Raw genomic sequence first — 15,890 nt, 5'->3', positions numbered from 1 at the left:
GATCTATTTTGCTCTGAAAAATATTCTCACAGGCACACCTTCAAAATTAAACTCTTCACGCAAACGGTTTTCAACAAATCGTTTGTATGGATCTTTGACATATTGCGGAAGATTGCAAAAGAAAGCAAATGAAGGCGCATGGGTAGGTAATTGTGTTGCAAATTTTATCTTCACATATTTTCCTTTAACCGCGGGTGGCGGATTGCGCTCCATCATCTCTTGCACAAAATCATTCAGTTTATGAGTAGCAATTCTTTTTGTTCTATTTTCAAAAACTTCCATTGCTTTTTCAAGCACTTTATGAATACGTTGTTTGGTAATTGTAGATGTGAAAATAACGGGTACATCATTAAACGGTGCAAGCTGTTTGAGTAATTTTTCTTCAAAATCTTTCATGGTATTATTTGATTTTTCAACCAAATCCCATTTGTTCACAACTACCACTACTCCTTTGTGATTTTTTTCAATGATATAAAAGATGCTCAAATCTTGTCTCTGTATACCTTCAGTTGCATCAACCATAAAAATGCAGACATCAGAATATTCAATGCTCCTGATAGATCGCATTACGCTGTAATACTCTATATCTTCATGCACCTTAGCGCGTTTTCTTATACCGGCTGTATCAATTAATCTAAAATCAAAACCAAATAATTTATACCGAGTATCCACAGCGTCACGTGTTGTTCCGCTTATTGGCGTTACAATGTTTCGGTCTTCACCTGTTATTGCATTGATGAAAGAAGATTTACCTACATTAGGTTTTCCTACTACCGCAATTTTTGGCACACCACTGTCGTCATCAGGAGCGCCTTCAGGTGAGAATTTTTTTACCACTTCATCCAACAAGTCACCTGTACCTGAACCATTAATTGCAGAAATATGATGCAAATCTCCAAGCCCCAATGAATAGAATTCAAGCGCATCATTTTCACGAGAAGGTGTATCTACTTTATTAGCCACCAAAAAAACCGGTTTCTTTGATCGGCGCAATAAATCAGCCACTGAAATATCCAAATCAGTAACACCGGTAGTAACATCAACCACAAATAAGATCACTTCAGATTCTTCAATTGCAATATCAACTTGTTTTCGAATTTCACCTTCAAAAATATCATCTGATCCACGCACGTAGCCGCCGGTATCAATTACGCTGAACTCTATCCCGTTCCATTCACTTACACCATAAATACGATCACGCGTTACACCCGGCATCTCTTCTACAATAGCAGTGCGAGAGCCAACCAAGCGGTTGAACAAGGTGGATTTTCCTACATTGGGTCTGCCTACTATGGCTAATATATTTGACATCTTTTTAAATCAATTACAATTATTCAATATCCGAACCGTTCTAATTTCTGTTCGTTCTGTCTCCAGTTTTCATCTACTTTAACAAAAAGTTCAAGATGAATTTGTTTACCAATAAATTTTTCAATTTCGCGCCGTGCGGCAATGCCTACAGTTTTTAATTTACTGCCCTGGTGACCAATGATGATTCCTTTTTGTGTTGCCCGTTCAACGTAGATAATTGCGCGAATGCGATCCAGTTTTTCTCCTTCAACATATTCTTCAACTACCACTTGGGTAGCGTAGGGAATTTCCTTGCTATAAGTTTCAAAAATTTTCTCACGAATCATCTCACTGACAAAAAAACGCAGCGGACGATCTGTCAATTCGTCCTTGTCAAAATACGGTGGGTTTTCAGGCAATAATTCAATGATACGTTTCCAGATTGGCTCAAGATTAAATCCTTCAAGCGCTGATATTGGGAGAATTTCAGCATTAGGCAATTGCTCATGCCAATAAAGGGCTTTCTCTTCTGCCTTTTTCTGATCTCCTAAGTCTATTTTATTTACCAGTAAAAGAACCGGAATTTTTGTTTTTTTTAATTTCTCAAGCGTTTCAGGATGATTAAAATCTGTCTCAAAAATATCTGTCACAAATAAAAACACATCGGCATCTTGCAAGGCAGATGAAACAAATTGCATCATGTTTTCATGCAATTTATAATGAGGTTGCAGTACCCCCGGCGTGTCAGAAAAAACTACTTGATAATGCGGTTCATTGACAATACCAAAAATGCGATGTCGGGTAGTTTGCGCCTTGCTTGTAATAATAGATAATCGCTCACCCACCAATTTATTCATGAGGGTTGATTTACCCACGTTGGGATTACCAATAATATTAACAAAACCCGCTTTGTGTTTCATAAGATGCGCAAAGGTACGAATAATGCATGGTACTCAGATAATATCTAATAAGCTGAGAATTATTTTGTTGCAAACAATGTTTGAAAGCCGACGGAAAGGAATTCAAAAAAACTATTGTCCAAATCAATTTTTTTTTACTTTAGTAGACCCAAATTACTTAATAGACTGAGAATTGTGAACATAGAACCCATTCGGTTTTCGGCAGGAACTATTGAACGTACTGGACCGATAATGATTATCAGGTACAGTAAAGACACACCTGTTAGTCTTGACGATATGAATGAGATCACAGCCATCAGAAAATCACTTTTTGGTGAAGAAAAATACTGCACCTTAATAGACTTGAGGCAAGATTTTTTAACCATATCACCTGAAGCAAAAAAATTTGCCACCGAAAACAAAAATATCAAGCGCTTACGCATTGCAGAAGTATTGATGGTAAAAAACTTTGGTCAGAAATTAGGAGTTCACACTTATATCAAACTATTCCGTTCAAAAGATTTGGTTAATGTAATGACAGAAGAGACTAAAGCAGTGGAATGGTTACTTGAACAACACGCAGCCCACTTCAGAAAATCTGCTATTTAACAGAACCTTTTGCCTAGAGGGGCTTTCAAAAGAACTTAAAGCAACCAATCTGCGTCTAATAATTAAAATAATTTAACCATAACGAAACGTAGTTAGCAAAGAGTAACTATATTTGTACCCGCAAATACGCACTCATTGCACATTGAAGAGCGTGTATCTGCAAAGTCTGAAATTTCAGTTATTGAACGAAAGCAGACAATAGCAAGCAAAGAATTGAAAAAATATATTGCGGGGTGGAGCAGTGGTAGCTCGTCGGGCTCATAACCCGAAGGCCGTCGGTTCGAGTCCGGCCCCCGCTACTAAAAACAGAGTGAGTGTGAGAGCGAGAGCGCTGCACTCACTTTGTTGTTTTTAGACAGAGCGTGATTCAGGAGTCGCTCTCACACTCCGCTCTCACTCTGTATTTGGCTCCCTAGTTCAATGGATAGAATGAAAGTTTCCGGAACTTTAGATCCAGGTTCGATTCCTGGGGGGGCTACAAAAAATCAGAGTGAGTGTGAGTGTGAAGAGCGAAAAAGATTAACTCTGATTTTTTTTTCTGTTCACTCACGCTCACACTGTCAGTGATTTTTCTGAAACATACAAATTTCAAGTTTTATTAAGGTGACAGTGAATCGGCTCTATACTCTTCAGAATACTCCTACAAAAAATCAGAGTGAGTGTGAGTGTGAAGAGCGAAAAAGATTAACTCTGATTTTTTTTCTGTTCACTCACGCTCACACTGTCAGTGATTTTTCTGAAACATACAAATTTCAAGTTTTATTAAGGTGACTGTGAATCGGCTCTATACTGTTCAGATTACTCCTACAAAAAATCAGAGTGAGTGTGAGTGTGAGTGTGAAGAGCGAAAAAGATTAACTCTGATTTTTTTTCTGTTCACTCACGCTCACACTGTCAGTGATTTTTCTGAAACATACAAATTTCAAGTTTTATTAAGGTGACTGTGAATCGGCTCTATACTCTTCAGATTACTCCTACAAAAAATCAGAGTGAGTGTGAGTGTGAGAGCGTAGATCGAAACACGAGCCATGACTGAACCTAAAATATTTTAGCTGTACAGAGAAATTCAGACACTTTGCATCGTAATCAAATGCCTCATTTTTATTAGTTGTGCTCATGTTAACTCCTAATAAATTTCCTTGAGTAAACACCCATTGAATTTTTCACAGTAACAAAATAAATTCCTGGCTTCCAATCAATCACAGGGACTGATAATTTAGACATATTTGGTTCAGCATTCGCGCTGTACACTTTGTCTCCAAGAGCACTGTAAATAGTGATTTCGAACGACTCTGTTAAGTTGGGGATTTGAATGTATAATACTTCATTTGTCGGGTTGGGAAAGATATAGAATTGCTCTTCAAAAAAATTATCGTCTGATAAATAATTCAATTGGCAGCCGCCGGAGCCTGTGTAAGAATAATTATAATTGAAGGTAGAATCATTGGAACTGAAACAATACAATCTCACAAAAATTCCTGAAAGGTTATTGTTCAAGGACGGAGCAACCAATAACCCGGCTGAACAACCAATACCCTCAATCCAATAATCAGGTAATTCATTGTGATTTTTATCTTCCAAATAAATTGTTTTACGGTATAAACCACCAACAGACATACTTGAAACATCGGATATATAGAGTGTATCAAACCACGTCCAGTCTGAATAAATATTTAATAGGGTATCTCCGACATCAACAGTAAAGTCATACACAAGCATTTCGTTCATAGAATCCTTACTCACAAAAAATATTTGTCCTCCATTGTCACGTATTGCGCCTCTATAGGCACCATCACAAAAAATAAGTTTGGTATACAAAGAAGTGTTGATCAAAGTATCTTCATTGTTTACACAGAAATTATCTATCACACTCAAATATTCAGCCGTATATTCAGGTGGCCACCAACCACCAGTGCTATATTGATGATTCACCCAAACTGTATTATCCGTTGGAAACGGAATATATTGCGCAAATAAAAATGTATGCGTGAACGTGAGTAGCATTAAAAACTTTCTGACCATAAATTATAATACGTAAATTCTTGATATTCCGTTGGCGATTGGCGTAATTGAAAAAACAGGTTAACGGAATAAAAATTAAATAAGTCGCACGTTAATTTTTTCCGTGGCAGTTCATAACAAAATACAATTTGACGAAATTACGAATGCAATGGAATAATATCGTTTTACTTGAAGATACAATCAGTACTCCCTATTCATAACTTCAATATTACCTACACTTGCAAAATTGTGATAACTGTGCAGCGTATGGCTTACTTCTTAAACATCTCATATTCTCATCTTGTTCCCTTGCCCCTATTCGACTTCTTGTGCTAAAAACAATACATGAATCACTTACCTATCAACAACCCAATTTTAATAAATAGAGAAGACTTAAAGCGGTCTTCATAATTCCTTAATACGCTTGCCGTACTCTTGTTGTCAATATTATAAATGAGGCAGTATGGATAAAGTATCGTTGAAAAAAACCAAAACCAAAAAGCGTAAAATTGATGTACTTGTTTTGTCTGATATTCATTTGGGAACTTACGGCTGTCATAGTAAAGAACTGCTCCGTTATCTCAAAAGTGTAAAGCCAAAAATGGTAGTGCTTAATGGCGATATTATTGACATGTGGCAATTCAAAAAAAGATACTGGCCCAAATCGCACATGAAGGTGATTCATAAAATTATTAAATGGATTTCCAAAGGCGTTAAAGTATATTATATCACCGGTAATCATGATGAAATGTTGAGAAAATTTGCCGGTTTCAAAATGGGGTCCTTAGTGATTGACAATAAACTTTTACTCAACCTTGACGGAAAAAAAACATGGATTTTTCACGGTGATGTTTTTGATGTAACCATGAAACATTCAAAATGGCTTGCTCGTTTAGGTTCTCATGGTTATGATTTGCTCATCCTGATTAATGCATTCTGCAACTGGGTTTCTGAAAAAATGGGGCGCGGCAGAATTTCGCTCTCCAAGTCTATTAAAAACAGTGTTAAGCAAGCTGTAAAATTCATTAATGACTTTGAAAAAACTGCGGCTGAAATTGCTATTAAAAACGGATATGATAATGTACTCTGCGGACATATTCATCAACCTGAAATAAAAGTTATAACTACTTCTGAAGGTCAGGTCAATTATCTAAATTCAGGTGATTGGATTGAGAATCTGACAGCGCTGGAATATACCCGGGGTGAGTGGAAATTATTCCAGTATCGTGATGAAGATTTTCTTGCTGATCATGATGATGAAAACGACCCTATGATGCAAATGAGCACAAGCCAATTGTTTGATGAAATGTTGCGTGATTTTGAACGTTGCAAACAAACTGAACATGAAACGGTAGAAATGTATCAGGTTACTACGCTTGTAGTTTAATTGCTGCCCATTAAATCTTCATGTAAACTAAAAAATAATTATGAAAATATTATACGCTGTACAAGGCACCGGCAACGGACACATCACCCGCGCCATTGAAATTATTCCGCATCTTCAGCGCAGGGGCAAAGTTGATATTCTAGTCAGTGGTATTTCATCTGATATTCAATTGCCCTTTGATGTAAAATACCGTTTCAAAGGACTGTCTTTTGTTTTTGGTAAACAAGGCGGCATTGATATATGGCGCACATATTGGAAAATGAATTCAGTGAGGTTGTTGCGTGAAATACGCTCGCTGAATATAAAAAAATATGATCTCATCATCAGTGATTTTGAACCCGTATCATGCTGGGCTGCTCTGCGTGCAAAAAAAGTGTGCATCGGTCTAAGCAATCAGGCAGCAACGCTTCACCCGCTTGCTCCTCGTCCTGAAAAATCTGATCGGTTAGGCAAAATGGTAATTGAACATTACGCACCTTCAACATTTCAATATGGTTTTCATTTCCACAGTCTTGACAAAAATATTTTCACCCCCATCATACGCAAAGAGGTGCGTGAAATTGAAATAACAAAAAAGAAACACTACACCGTTTATCTTCCCTCTTATAGTGATGAACGCATCATTGAAAATTTGTCAAAATTTGAAAACATCAAGTGGCAAGTTTTTTCAAAAAACAGCAAAAAAAAATATAAATCAGGCAACATTACCGTTCGGCCAATCAAAACCAAACCATTCCTCAAAAGCATTGCATCTTGTCGCGGTGTGCTGTGTAATGCAGGTTTTGGCACTACCAGCGAAGCACTTTTTCTGGGCAAAAAACTGCTGGTTATTCCCATGAAAAAACAATATGAGCAACATTGTAATGCAGCCATGTTATCATCAATGGGGGTAACGGTAATCAACAAACTCAACAAAAAATTTCACACTGAAATACAAAAATGGCTTGACAGTAAAAAGGTAGTCAAAGTAAATTATCCTGACAATACAGATGAAATTATTGACACCATCATAACCAATCATGCCACCGCTCAGGCCGTAGAAGAATTGCCGGCACACAGCAGTTATTACCTGTTCCAGTAAGTTTATGGTTCAAGCTGATTCTTTGTTGAATGAACATGCACGTTCAATTCACCACACACAATTTTCGTCTAATTTTATTTTTGGCGTTTCTTCCTCTGCACCACAATCTGAAGGAGGCATTGCACCCACGCTAAAAGGCCCATCTATTTGGGATGAATTTTCAAAACCACGTTACAAAAAAATTGCGCGCGGGCATACACCTGAAAGAGGTAATGATTTTTATTACCGGTATACTGATGATATATTACTCATGCAGCAAGCGGGCGTCAAACACTTTCGCACATCTATTGCCTGGTCGCGTATTTTACCCAGTGGTGAAGGTTATGTAAACCCTAACGGTATTGACTATTACAAAAACGTATTTTCATTTTGCGCAAAGCACAATATTACAGTTTGGGTTACTTTATATCATTGGGATTTGCCCTTGGCACTTCAAAAAAAAGGAGGCTGGAAAAACCGTGAAATTATTACCTGGTTTGAAAACTTTGTAAGCATTTGCGTAAAACATTTCTCTCCATTTGTAAAACATTGGATGGTATTAAATGAACCCATCGTATTCACCGGTGCAGGTTATTATTTGGGCACGCACGCACCCGGTAAAAAAGGCTTGTCCAATTTTTTACCTGCAGTTCATCACGCAGTTCTTTGTCAGGCGGCCGGAGCTCGTATCATTCGCAAACATCAACCGCATGCAATCATTGGCACCACATTTTCATGTTCTTATATCACGCCGCGTTCAATGTCAAAGGCTGATCAGGCATCGGCAAAACGCATTGATACCTTATTGAATCGCATTTTTATTGAACCATCACTGGGGCTTGGTTACCCGCATGAATCACTTCCCTTACTAAAAAAAATTGAACCCTTTATCCAACCCGGTGATCATGAAAAAATGATCTTTGATTTTGATTTCATCGGCATTCAAAATTACACCCGTGAAGTGGCAACACATCGTTTTTATATTCCTTACCTGCGCGCAAATCTTGTTCCTGCGTCACGCCGTAAAGTCTATCACACCAGCATGAATTGGGAAGTGTATCCTGAATCAATTTATGAAATGGTAAAAAAATTCAGTCATTATAAAAACGTGCGCCAAATCATCATCACTGAAAACGGTGCATCCTTTCATGATCAACTGAAAAACGGCGCCGTTTATGATACTGAACGCATCAACTACCTAGGCTCATACCTGCATCAGGTACACAAGGCACATCAACATTTTGAAAAATTAAAAGGCTATTTCGTTTGGTCATTTACTGATAATTTTGAATGGGCTGAGGGTTACACACAGCGCTTTGGTTTAGTTCATGTTGATTTTAAAACACAAAAGCGCATTCCAAAAAAATCATACCATTGGTTTGCACAATTCCTTCAAGCCCATAAAAAATAAATATCAGTACAAACATCCTTATCTCACTTATGCCGCCCGGGCGCGCTTTGCGCTCATAGTCACACGTCTGTCCGGTTGTTCAACTAGGTTTTTTTAATCTGCTTCCGCCGGTCGCATACCAAAAAAACAGTTTCACAAACCACACAAACACCTGAGCTATCCGCTTCAATCGCTGGCGGTAATCTGGTTTAGCGGCATTAAAGAAATATGTTATCTTTACTTCACTCAAAACATCTTTAAATGACTAAAAATATTTGTACCCTTTTAGCTTTTGTTTTACTAGCTTGTAATAATCAAAACAAAACAACTTCCGGTTCTGATAATCTAGATGAAATGGTAGAACGAAATACTGATACCAGTCTCAGTGAAAAAGAAAAATATGAGTATGAAAATTTGCAAATACAGTTTGATAAACCCATCCATTTTGCCAGCACAAAAAATGTTGCGCTCCCATTAATTTATGAAGAGATTGAGCGTGATAAACTTGATTATGAATTCGTACACTTTAACATTGCCGTGCTAACTGATACCAGCACCAAACCCATGCTAATTTTTGAATCCCCGGTAGAAATTATTACAATAGAAACCGTTGAACGTTCCATCACCAATGATTTGGAAACATTTAATTATAGTGATGATTACTATTATGAAAATGATGAAGACGATGTTCAACAAAACTCATCCATCGTTCATCCTGCCTTCAACTCATTGCTATTTATTCAGGTTAAAAAACCAACCAATAATAATTACACCTGCACTACTCTTTATTTGTATGATCTGAAAATTTTACAGCTTTATCAGCTCACTGAAGATGGAACTGATTTTATCTCTTGGAAAAGCATCCACAATGACAGTAAAATTATAATCACCTATCATATTGACAACAATCATGACAATGAATTAAATGACAAAGACGATCAAAATATGTGCATTTACGATTTAAAAACACATGCCTTGAGCGCACCAATATTTGACATTGAAATGCTGCGTGAAATGAAATTGAATCTGGTTAAATCCAAACAATAAATCCAAATTAATTTACCTGTCTTTTTTGATGTCAAGGAAATTTTTCTCTGCATATTTTTCTTCTCTACAGGACAATAGTGATTTTCAGTTTACAACTTATTTTTCACTCCTTCATTCGTTATAAATTTCTATCTTGTCATACACTAGTAAAAAAACAAAACTATGTTTATCAGATATTTTGCTACCAACCGTGATCGCGACAAATTAGGTCGCAACATTGAACGTGACAAACGCATTCAACTCCAAAAAGGCGGCTACCACTGGCTCAACATGGATGAATACCTGTCTCACTATCTTGCCACTACTGATGATGGTTATTTCCCTGAAGAGGTGTATGTCATAGATTCAGAACAAACGGTTTTTAAAAATTTTCTTTCACTCAAAAGTGTCAAACGCATACTTGTTTGCGTACACGGCTATAATGTAGCATTGCATGAAACACACACTTGGTTTGGTATCCTGTGTAAAACATTAGGCTATGCAAGCGAAAAAAATAAGGCAACGCAACTTGATCTCATCACTGATCCATTTGCACCTGACCAAAAATTAAAACTTGAAAATGACACCAATAATCTCACTGCGGTAGTTGGCTTTTCATGGCCATCAAATGGCAACGTGGTGAGTTATGAATCTGACCGCACTGAGGCTCTTGCATCTCGCACCGCTTTAGCCAATTTACTGGGACGCATCAAAACACTTGCCCCACAGGCTGAACTTACGTTACTTGCACACAGCATGGGTAATCTACTTGCTTGTGCTATGCTTGCCGGTATCAACGATGAAGAATTTCAAATAGCAGATTTTAAATTGGCAGATTATCGCAGCGCGTTTGAAAACAAATCAAATCAATATTTTCTTGATCAATTTATCATGCTTGCACCTGACATTGAACGCAGACAAGTAACACAATGTGATTTAAAAACTTTTGATCAGCAGGGAAGAGAAATAATTAAAAGTCTCTACCTCGGTCCATATTATGCCGGTTTAAAATATTGCGTGCGTGAAGTACATAATTTTTACTCTCGTTTTGACAAAGCATTACAAATATCAAACACAGAAAAATCAATACGAGAGAAAATCGAAAATGTAAAGGAATTTTTTACCGGAGAAAATCCTGAAACACGTTATGAACAACGTTTAGGTTTGACAGAACATCCGGCTGCAATTGCCCCACCAAACATGTATTCACATAACGCCGTTGCATTAAGTAATCGTGAAATTGACCATTCTGATTATCAAGATTGCCTACCCGTTGTTGAACACCTTGCAGCCCTAATTAAAGCCACCTAATAAAAATAACGAATAGAATCCGTCAATAGATTTGCACCAAAATTATTCGCAGGGTTATTCGCATTCGCCCATATAAAGCCAAAAGATTTGAACCAACAAAATCCGTAGGTTCAATCGCATTCAAACTAATAGTGTGTGAAAATATTTATACCCCAAAAAAAAAGCGGGATATTCTCCCGCCTTTTCATCCATGCTTTTTATCCTTAGAAAATATCGTAATACATTCCTGACATGGTGTTCCAGGTAATTTTCAGTTTAGCAAATTTTTTATTTTCCTTTTCACAAATTGCTATAATTTGATCTGAATTTTTATCTTTCCATTCTTCACTCCAATGAATGGTTTCCAACGCCGGATACTCATTTAAAACAGCAGGTAAAGCGGTAAAGCCACAATATTGCAACCACAATTCATTTAATGCAGGCAATGCTTTTGCTGATGTAAGCACAGCGGTATAATCAAGTCTGGTGTTTTCACCAATTCTCAATTCATTCAATGAAGATAAAGTGTAAACTGATTCTGGTAAAGCAGTCAAATCATTATCGCCAATTCTGAGTTCAACTAATTGTTTAAAATCGCCAATGCTTGCAGGTAATTCTTTTAAACCGCATCCGCTAATATCCAGGTATTGAATGTTCGGGCATTTTGACAATACGCTAAATGCTTGCACCATGTCAAGTTTTTTGCAATACTCCAATGAAACTACTTTCAAGTTTTGAAGCTCACTCATTGATTCAGGCAAGGTGGTGAAATCACCGCTCACAACTAAGGTGGTTAGATTTTTGAATTTGCTGATTTCAGCAGGTAAATCCCCGGTCATGTTTGACAAAGAAAGTACTTGCAGGTTGTATGCATCCAGCAATTCAGTTGGAAACGGTTTATTGTATTCTGAAGATACGTAACGAATCACGCTTGCTTTATCGGCAATGGCGTTAAAATCTGCAAGCGTTTCTATACGTTCTGTTTCGGCAACTTCTTCTTTGGTTTTCAAAGGACCGTATTGAATTTCAGCAACTACTGAATCTTTTGGTGTTTCTGTTGTTTCAGTTTTTTCACCTCCTCCGCAGGCTGTCAAAAAAGCCAGAGCAGGAACGTAAATTAAATGTTTTCTTTTCATAGGTTGTTAATTGTTTATTCCACGAATATAATACGATATTTGATAATTCATGAACGACCGAAAAAATCTTCACAATAGCTTAAACCCGGTTGCCTTTAATTATGAGTTAATCCCAGCAACCTGATCAATCTATTTGAATCTTATCAATTCTTTCAAATCAGCGGGTTTCACTAACCTGAAAGCTAAAACAAGAATCACGGCAAGCAATAAAAACAACATGCATGATAGCATCACATGGTTGATATGTGGAGAAATAAAAAACACATAGCCCGTTAACGTTGCAGCCAATAAAAGAAATCTGACAAATACACTTAATTCAAATTTCAAATTCAACACCTTATGTGCAATCAAAATCTGAGTCAGGGCAGTAAGGCATTGAGTCACCAAAGCCACCATTGCAGCTCCTTCAGCTTCATAACGCGGAATCAGAATTAAATTCATGATCACGTTTAAAATTAAACCGCCGGCCGCCATAAAATTTAACTGTTTCAACTTGCCGGCAGCAGTTAACAGGGTACCGTAAATATATGTGAGTGAAACAGGAATAAAACTGAGTATCAAAAATCCAAAACTGGTGATGGATTTATCAGAAACATTTTCATAACGCAAATCAAGTAAGTAAGATCTGAAAAAGAAACCAACCAGCGCTACAACTATTGCAGCAGACATAAGTAGCCTTAGAGATAGATTTAAAACATCACCAACCTGTCCGTTTGATTTTAATTGTCTTGCAAAAACCGGCAATAAAACACCGGCAAATAATAAGGCAAACATATTTACCGCGTCAAGGTACCTGAAACCCTGAGCATAAATTCCAGCCTGATAATCACCGTTAGGTAAAAGCCGTTCAAGTAAAACTGCATCTAATCGGTTGTACAACATCATCAGTAAAATCAGCAGTGCGTATGGCAATGAATTTCTCAGAACTACTAAAGAAAAACTTTTCTTCAATTTGAAATCAAACAAACATGTACCTTTTATCATCAGTATCAATGAAACACCCGCTGTAATTGCATAAGCCAATGTTTGCGCATAGATAAACCAGCTGATATTAAAATCATATTCAAACCAACCTGACCATAATAGAATGATGCAAAATAGAATGAGTAATGCACGATCAAGAACTGAAACAAAAGCATCCGTTTTAAACAAATGCAAACCACCAAAATTTGAACGGCAAAATTGAATTACTGCAACTAAAAACTGATTAAATACTAATATCAGCAACAACTGAAACTCATAACTTTTGAAGCCTGATATTATTCCGGCTGCAACACTGATAAGGGCGTAAAGAAAAAATAACCAAATTCTAATGCGTAAAATTTTTCCAAAATGTTTTGCCACCAGTTGCGGGTTCTGTGCAATGTTGCGCGTATTAAAATTGGTTATACCTAAATCAAGAAGTATGTTAAACAGAAATGAAAAATTCAGCAAGGCAAAATAATTTCCGTACACCTCTTCGCCCACTCTGTTTTGAATTTCAGCATCAATTCCCAGAATAAAAAATGGTTTCACCAACAGGTTAAGCAAAATGATTAGGAAAAGTCCCGGTAAAAATTGACGCTGAACTGACATATGGTGCTTGCTCTATACGAAAAATATTGTGTTTTGTTTTTTTAGCACAGCGTGATGGCATATTTCAAATTTAGCCGCTTGGGCAGTTCATGGTTCACCCTCCGTAGGCGCAGGTCGCAACCTGCGCCTACGGCAACGAATGGAATAATCAAATTATTTATCCCGTTTTAAAAAAAATTAATTCTACATACACTTGATTTATAATCATTTATAATTTATTTCGAATTTTTACAGTACTTTGTATTGCATAGTACTATAATTAATTTATATCTTTGTCCAGACAATCACACATCGTATGATCAATTTGGAAAATACCAAAGCACAAATGAGAAAAGGAATACTTGAATATTGTATTCTCACCGTGCTTTCAAAACAAGAGGCATACCCAAGTGATATCATTGAAGCCTTAAAAAAAGCAAAACTCATTGTCGTGGAGGGAACCTTATATCCACTGCTGACACGCTTGAAGAATGATGGGTTGCTTCAATACAATTGGGTAGAATCAACTGCGGGTCCACCGCGCAAATATTATGCGCTGACCAAAGAAGGAAAAAATTTTTTAAAAGAACTCAAACAAACCTGGGATGAACTGCAAGAGGCAGTTCAACAGGTTTCGAAACAATAACCGTTATGAACAAAACAATTTCAGTAAACATCGGTGGCTTTGTCTTTAATATTGAAGAAGAAGCGTACCAACAACTTTACCAGTATCTAAACCGCATCAAACAAAATTTTGCGTCAGAAGATGAGCGTGAAGAAATAATGCAGGATATTGAATCACGCATTGCGGAGCTATTTCAAAGTTATCTCATCAACGGACGCCAAGTTGTTACCCAAAAAGATGTGGATATGATGATTGGAATTATGGGTAGTCCTGAAGATTATGGCGGATCTGCTGAAACAACAGAGAACACAAATGACAAATCAGGATCTGATTCAAGTACTCGCAGCAATAATGAAAAACGATTGTACCGAGATACTGAAAACGCAACACTTGGTGGAGTGTGTGCCGGTTTGTCACATTATTTTAATCTAGATGTATCAATAGTACGTTTAATTTTTGTTTTTCTCACCATCATAGGTGGATCAGGATTGTTGATTTATCTGGTTCTACTTATTGTTATACCTGAAGCAAAATCAACATCAGACAAATTACAAATGCGCGGTCAAACAATCAACATTGAAACAATCAAAGGACAATTTCAAAAGTTGAAACAAGATATTACGGACAAAGCAAAAAGTGGAAAATTAAAAAGGCAATTCAACGATACGTTTGATAAAGGTGTTAAAGCCGGATCTACCGTAGTGAAAGCATTTTCAAAATTGATCGGTTTCTGTTTTATCGTAGGTGGTGCATTTGCTTTAATTGTGCTTTTTGTGGTGCTTTTTGGTGATACAGGTTTGCTGCCTTTGGCCGGTGTTGAGCATACTGAAAGTCTCAGTACTTTATTGTCTATTTTATATCCGGGATCTATTCAAAGTAGTTTGGTGTTTATCTCTGTTTTAATTGTCACGCTAATTCCAATTTTATCTATCATGATGACGGGGGCAAAAGTATTATTCAATATTAAACGGTCATTCAAGGCGCTTGCAATTACTTCGTCTATCACCTGGTTTATTGCAGTAGGATTACTGGTAATAACGGGTATCAATTTAGGCATGAGTATGCGCACTACCACATCAGTTGAATACAGTGTTCCTTATACTGACACTAGCAAGGTACTTTTAATTGATGTTGCACCTGACAATGTATTTTCAAATCATATTATTTATGAAGATGTTTGGAACACAACAGAAATGATTCAGGTAAAAGATGAGCACATTTATCTTGGTTATCCTGAATTAAACCTTGTGCAAAAAGCAGACAGCGGAAATTTTGAAATTACCATTTACAAAAAGAGCAATGGTCTCTCTACAAAAGACGCTATTACAAAAGCTGAACAGGTAGATTATCATCTGGAAGTAAGGGGCCAACATCTTAACCTATCACCTTATTTTAAAATTCCGGTATCTGATAAACTCAGAAGACAACAAGTAGAAATTGAAATAAAAATTCCGATGGGTAAAGAGGTACACCTAGGCAACAATATTGATCGTATTGATGTTGACATTACCGGTGAAAACAGGTATGGTGAAAAATCATTTGCCAACACTACCTGGTACGCCACGCCTAACCGGTTGTTGTGCAAAGAATGTATTTTGCAAAGACAAATGAAACAGTAAAAAA

13 protein-coding genes and 2 tRNA genes are annotated in these 15,890 nt (G+C 36.9%); 10 read left to right on the top strand and 5 right to left on the bottom strand.

Features of this window, described 5'->3' with window-relative positions; translation table 11 throughout:
- Positions 1-3: 3 nt before the first annotated feature.
- Entirely contained in the window at positions 4-1,311 is a 1,308-nt protein-coding gene (gene der, locus IPH66_03485; protein MBK7128413.1) for a ribosome biogenesis GTPase Der, read from the bottom strand.
- A 23-nt stretch (positions 1,312-1,334) separates the two neighbouring features.
- Positions 1,335-2,210, bottom strand: a complete 876-nt coding sequence (era, locus tag IPH66_03480; protein MBK7128412.1) for a GTPase Era — start codon at positions 2,208-2,210, stop codon at positions 1,335-1,337.
- Between the two features lie 174 nt (positions 2,211-2,384).
- Between era and IPH66_03475 the strand changes: the two genes are divergently transcribed.
- The 3 genes from IPH66_03475 to IPH66_03465 all read left to right on the top strand — a co-directional run bounded on the left by IPH66_03475 (position 2,385) and on the right by IPH66_03465 (position 3,276).
- Positions 2,385-2,798, top strand: a complete 414-nt coding sequence (locus IPH66_03475; GenBank protein MBK7128411.1) for a hypothetical protein — start codon at positions 2,385-2,387, stop codon at positions 2,796-2,798.
- 227 nt (positions 2,799-3,025) lie between these two features.
- Positions 3,026-3,097: transfer RNA gene (locus tag IPH66_03470), tRNA-Met, on the top strand.
- A 107-nt stretch (positions 3,098-3,204) separates the two neighbouring features.
- Positions 3,205-3,276 (top strand) — tRNA-Arg (locus IPH66_03465).
- 641 nt (positions 3,277-3,917) lie between these two features.
- On the opposite strand, the gene IPH66_03460 is transcribed toward IPH66_03465, so the two are convergent.
- Positions 3,918-4,820, bottom strand: a complete 903-nt coding sequence (locus IPH66_03460; GenBank protein MBK7128410.1) for a T9SS type A sorting domain-containing protein — start codon at positions 4,818-4,820, stop codon at positions 3,918-3,920.
- A gap of 442 nt (positions 4,821-5,262) precedes the next feature.
- On the opposite strand from IPH66_03460, the gene IPH66_03455 reads away from it, so the two are divergent.
- The 5 genes from IPH66_03455 to IPH66_03435 all read left to right on the top strand — a co-directional run bounded on the left by IPH66_03455 (position 5,263) and on the right by IPH66_03435 (position 10,973).
- A complete protein-coding gene (locus IPH66_03455; GenBank protein ID MBK7128409.1) occupies positions 5,263-6,186 on the top strand; it encodes a UDP-2,3-diacylglucosamine diphosphatase in 924 nt (307 codons plus the stop codon).
- 40 nt (positions 6,187-6,226) lie between these two features.
- Complete coding sequence (locus tag IPH66_03450; GenBank protein ID MBK7128408.1) at positions 6,227-7,267, top strand: glycosyl transferase; 1,041 nt, start codon at positions 6,227-6,229, stop codon at positions 7,265-7,267.
- 4 nt (positions 7,268-7,271) lie between these two features.
- Positions 7,272-8,657: a beta-glucosidase gene (locus tag IPH66_03445; protein ID MBK7128407.1), complete on the top strand. Its 1,386-nt coding sequence runs from the start codon at positions 7,272-7,274 to the stop codon at positions 8,655-8,657.
- A gap of 240 nt (positions 8,658-8,897) precedes the next feature.
- Positions 8,898-9,683: a hypothetical protein gene (locus IPH66_03440; GenBank protein MBK7128406.1), complete on the top strand. Its 786-nt coding sequence runs from the start codon at positions 8,898-8,900 to the stop codon at positions 9,681-9,683.
- A 162-nt stretch (positions 9,684-9,845) separates the two neighbouring features.
- On the top strand, positions 9,846-10,973 hold the full coding sequence (locus IPH66_03435; GenBank protein ID MBK7128405.1) for an alpha/beta hydrolase: 1,128 nt from the start codon (positions 9,846-9,848) through the stop codon (positions 10,971-10,973).
- Positions 10,974-11,176: 203 nt separating this feature from the next.
- Here IPH66_03435 and IPH66_03430 read toward each other — a convergent pair whose 3' ends face one another.
- Together IPH66_03430 and IPH66_03425 are read right to left on the bottom strand one after the other, a co-directional pair.
- Entirely contained in the window at positions 11,177-12,088 is a 912-nt protein-coding gene (locus IPH66_03430) for a leucine-rich repeat domain-containing protein (protein MBK7128404.1), read from the bottom strand.
- Positions 12,089-12,217: 129 nt separating this feature from the next.
- A complete protein-coding gene (locus tag IPH66_03425) occupies positions 12,218-13,663 on the bottom strand; it encodes a polysaccharide biosynthesis C-terminal domain-containing protein (GenBank protein ID MBK7128403.1) in 1,446 nt (481 codons plus the stop codon).
- Between the two features lie 298 nt (positions 13,664-13,961).
- Here IPH66_03425 and IPH66_03420 point away from each other — a divergent pair, with 298 nt between their 5' ends.
- Both IPH66_03420 and IPH66_03415 read left to right on the top strand, forming a co-directional pair.
- Positions 13,962-14,288 (top strand): PadR family transcriptional regulator, encoded by a 327-nt coding sequence (locus tag IPH66_03420; GenBank protein MBK7128402.1) that lies wholly within the window; start codon positions 13,962-13,964, stop codon positions 14,286-14,288.
- A gap of 5 nt (positions 14,289-14,293) precedes the next feature.
- The gene (locus IPH66_03415) at positions 14,294-15,886 is read left to right on the top strand and encodes a PspC domain-containing protein (protein ID MBK7128401.1); all 1,593 of its coding nucleotides are present in this window, start codon (positions 14,294-14,296) and stop codon (positions 15,884-15,886) included.
- Positions 15,887-15,890 lie beyond the last annotated feature (4 nt).

The organism is Crocinitomicaceae bacterium, assembly GCA_016708105.1.
Taxonomy (GTDB): Bacteria; Bacteroidota; Bacteroidia; order Flavobacteriales_D; family Crocinitomicaceae; genus JADJGJ01.
This window is presented reverse-complemented; position numbering and strand designations above follow the sequence as displayed.

What these genes read in the sequence shown, in the direction of transcription:
- der (MBK7128413.1), bottom strand. Translation starts at nt 1,311, where the DNA reads ATGTCAAATATATTAGCCATAGTAGGCAGACCCAATGTAGGAAAATCC.
- era (MBK7128412.1), bottom strand. Translation starts at nt 2,210, where the DNA reads ATGAAACACAAAGCGGGTTTTGTTAATATTATTGGTAATCCCAACGTG.
- IPH66_03460 (MBK7128410.1), bottom strand. Translation starts at nt 4,820, where the DNA reads ATGGTCAGAAAGTTTTTAATGCTACTCACGTTCACGCATACATTTTTA.
- IPH66_03455 (MBK7128409.1), top strand. Translation starts at nt 5,263, where the DNA reads ATGGATAAAGTATCGTTGAAAAAAACCAAAACCAAAAAGCGTAAAATT.
- IPH66_03450 (MBK7128408.1), top strand. Translation starts at nt 6,227, where the DNA reads ATGAAAATATTATACGCTGTACAAGGCACCGGCAACGGACACATCACC.
- IPH66_03445 (MBK7128407.1), top strand. Translation starts at nt 7,272, where the DNA reads ATGGTTCAAGCTGATTCTTTGTTGAATGAACATGCACGTTCAATTCAC.
- IPH66_03440 (MBK7128406.1), top strand. Translation starts at nt 8,898, where the DNA reads ATGACTAAAAATATTTGTACCCTTTTAGCTTTTGTTTTACTAGCTTGT.
- IPH66_03435 (MBK7128405.1), top strand. Translation starts at nt 9,846, where the DNA reads ATGTTTATCAGATATTTTGCTACCAACCGTGATCGCGACAAATTAGGT.
- IPH66_03430 (MBK7128404.1), bottom strand. Translation starts at nt 12,088, where the DNA reads ATGAAAAGAAAACATTTAATTTACGTTCCTGCTCTGGCTTTTTTGACA.
- IPH66_03425 (MBK7128403.1), bottom strand. Translation starts at nt 13,663, where the DNA reads ATGTCAGTTCAGCGTCAATTTTTACCGGGACTTTTCCTAATCATTTTG.
- IPH66_03415 (MBK7128401.1), top strand. Translation starts at nt 14,294, where the DNA reads ATGAACAAAACAATTTCAGTAAACATCGGTGGCTTTGTCTTTAATATT.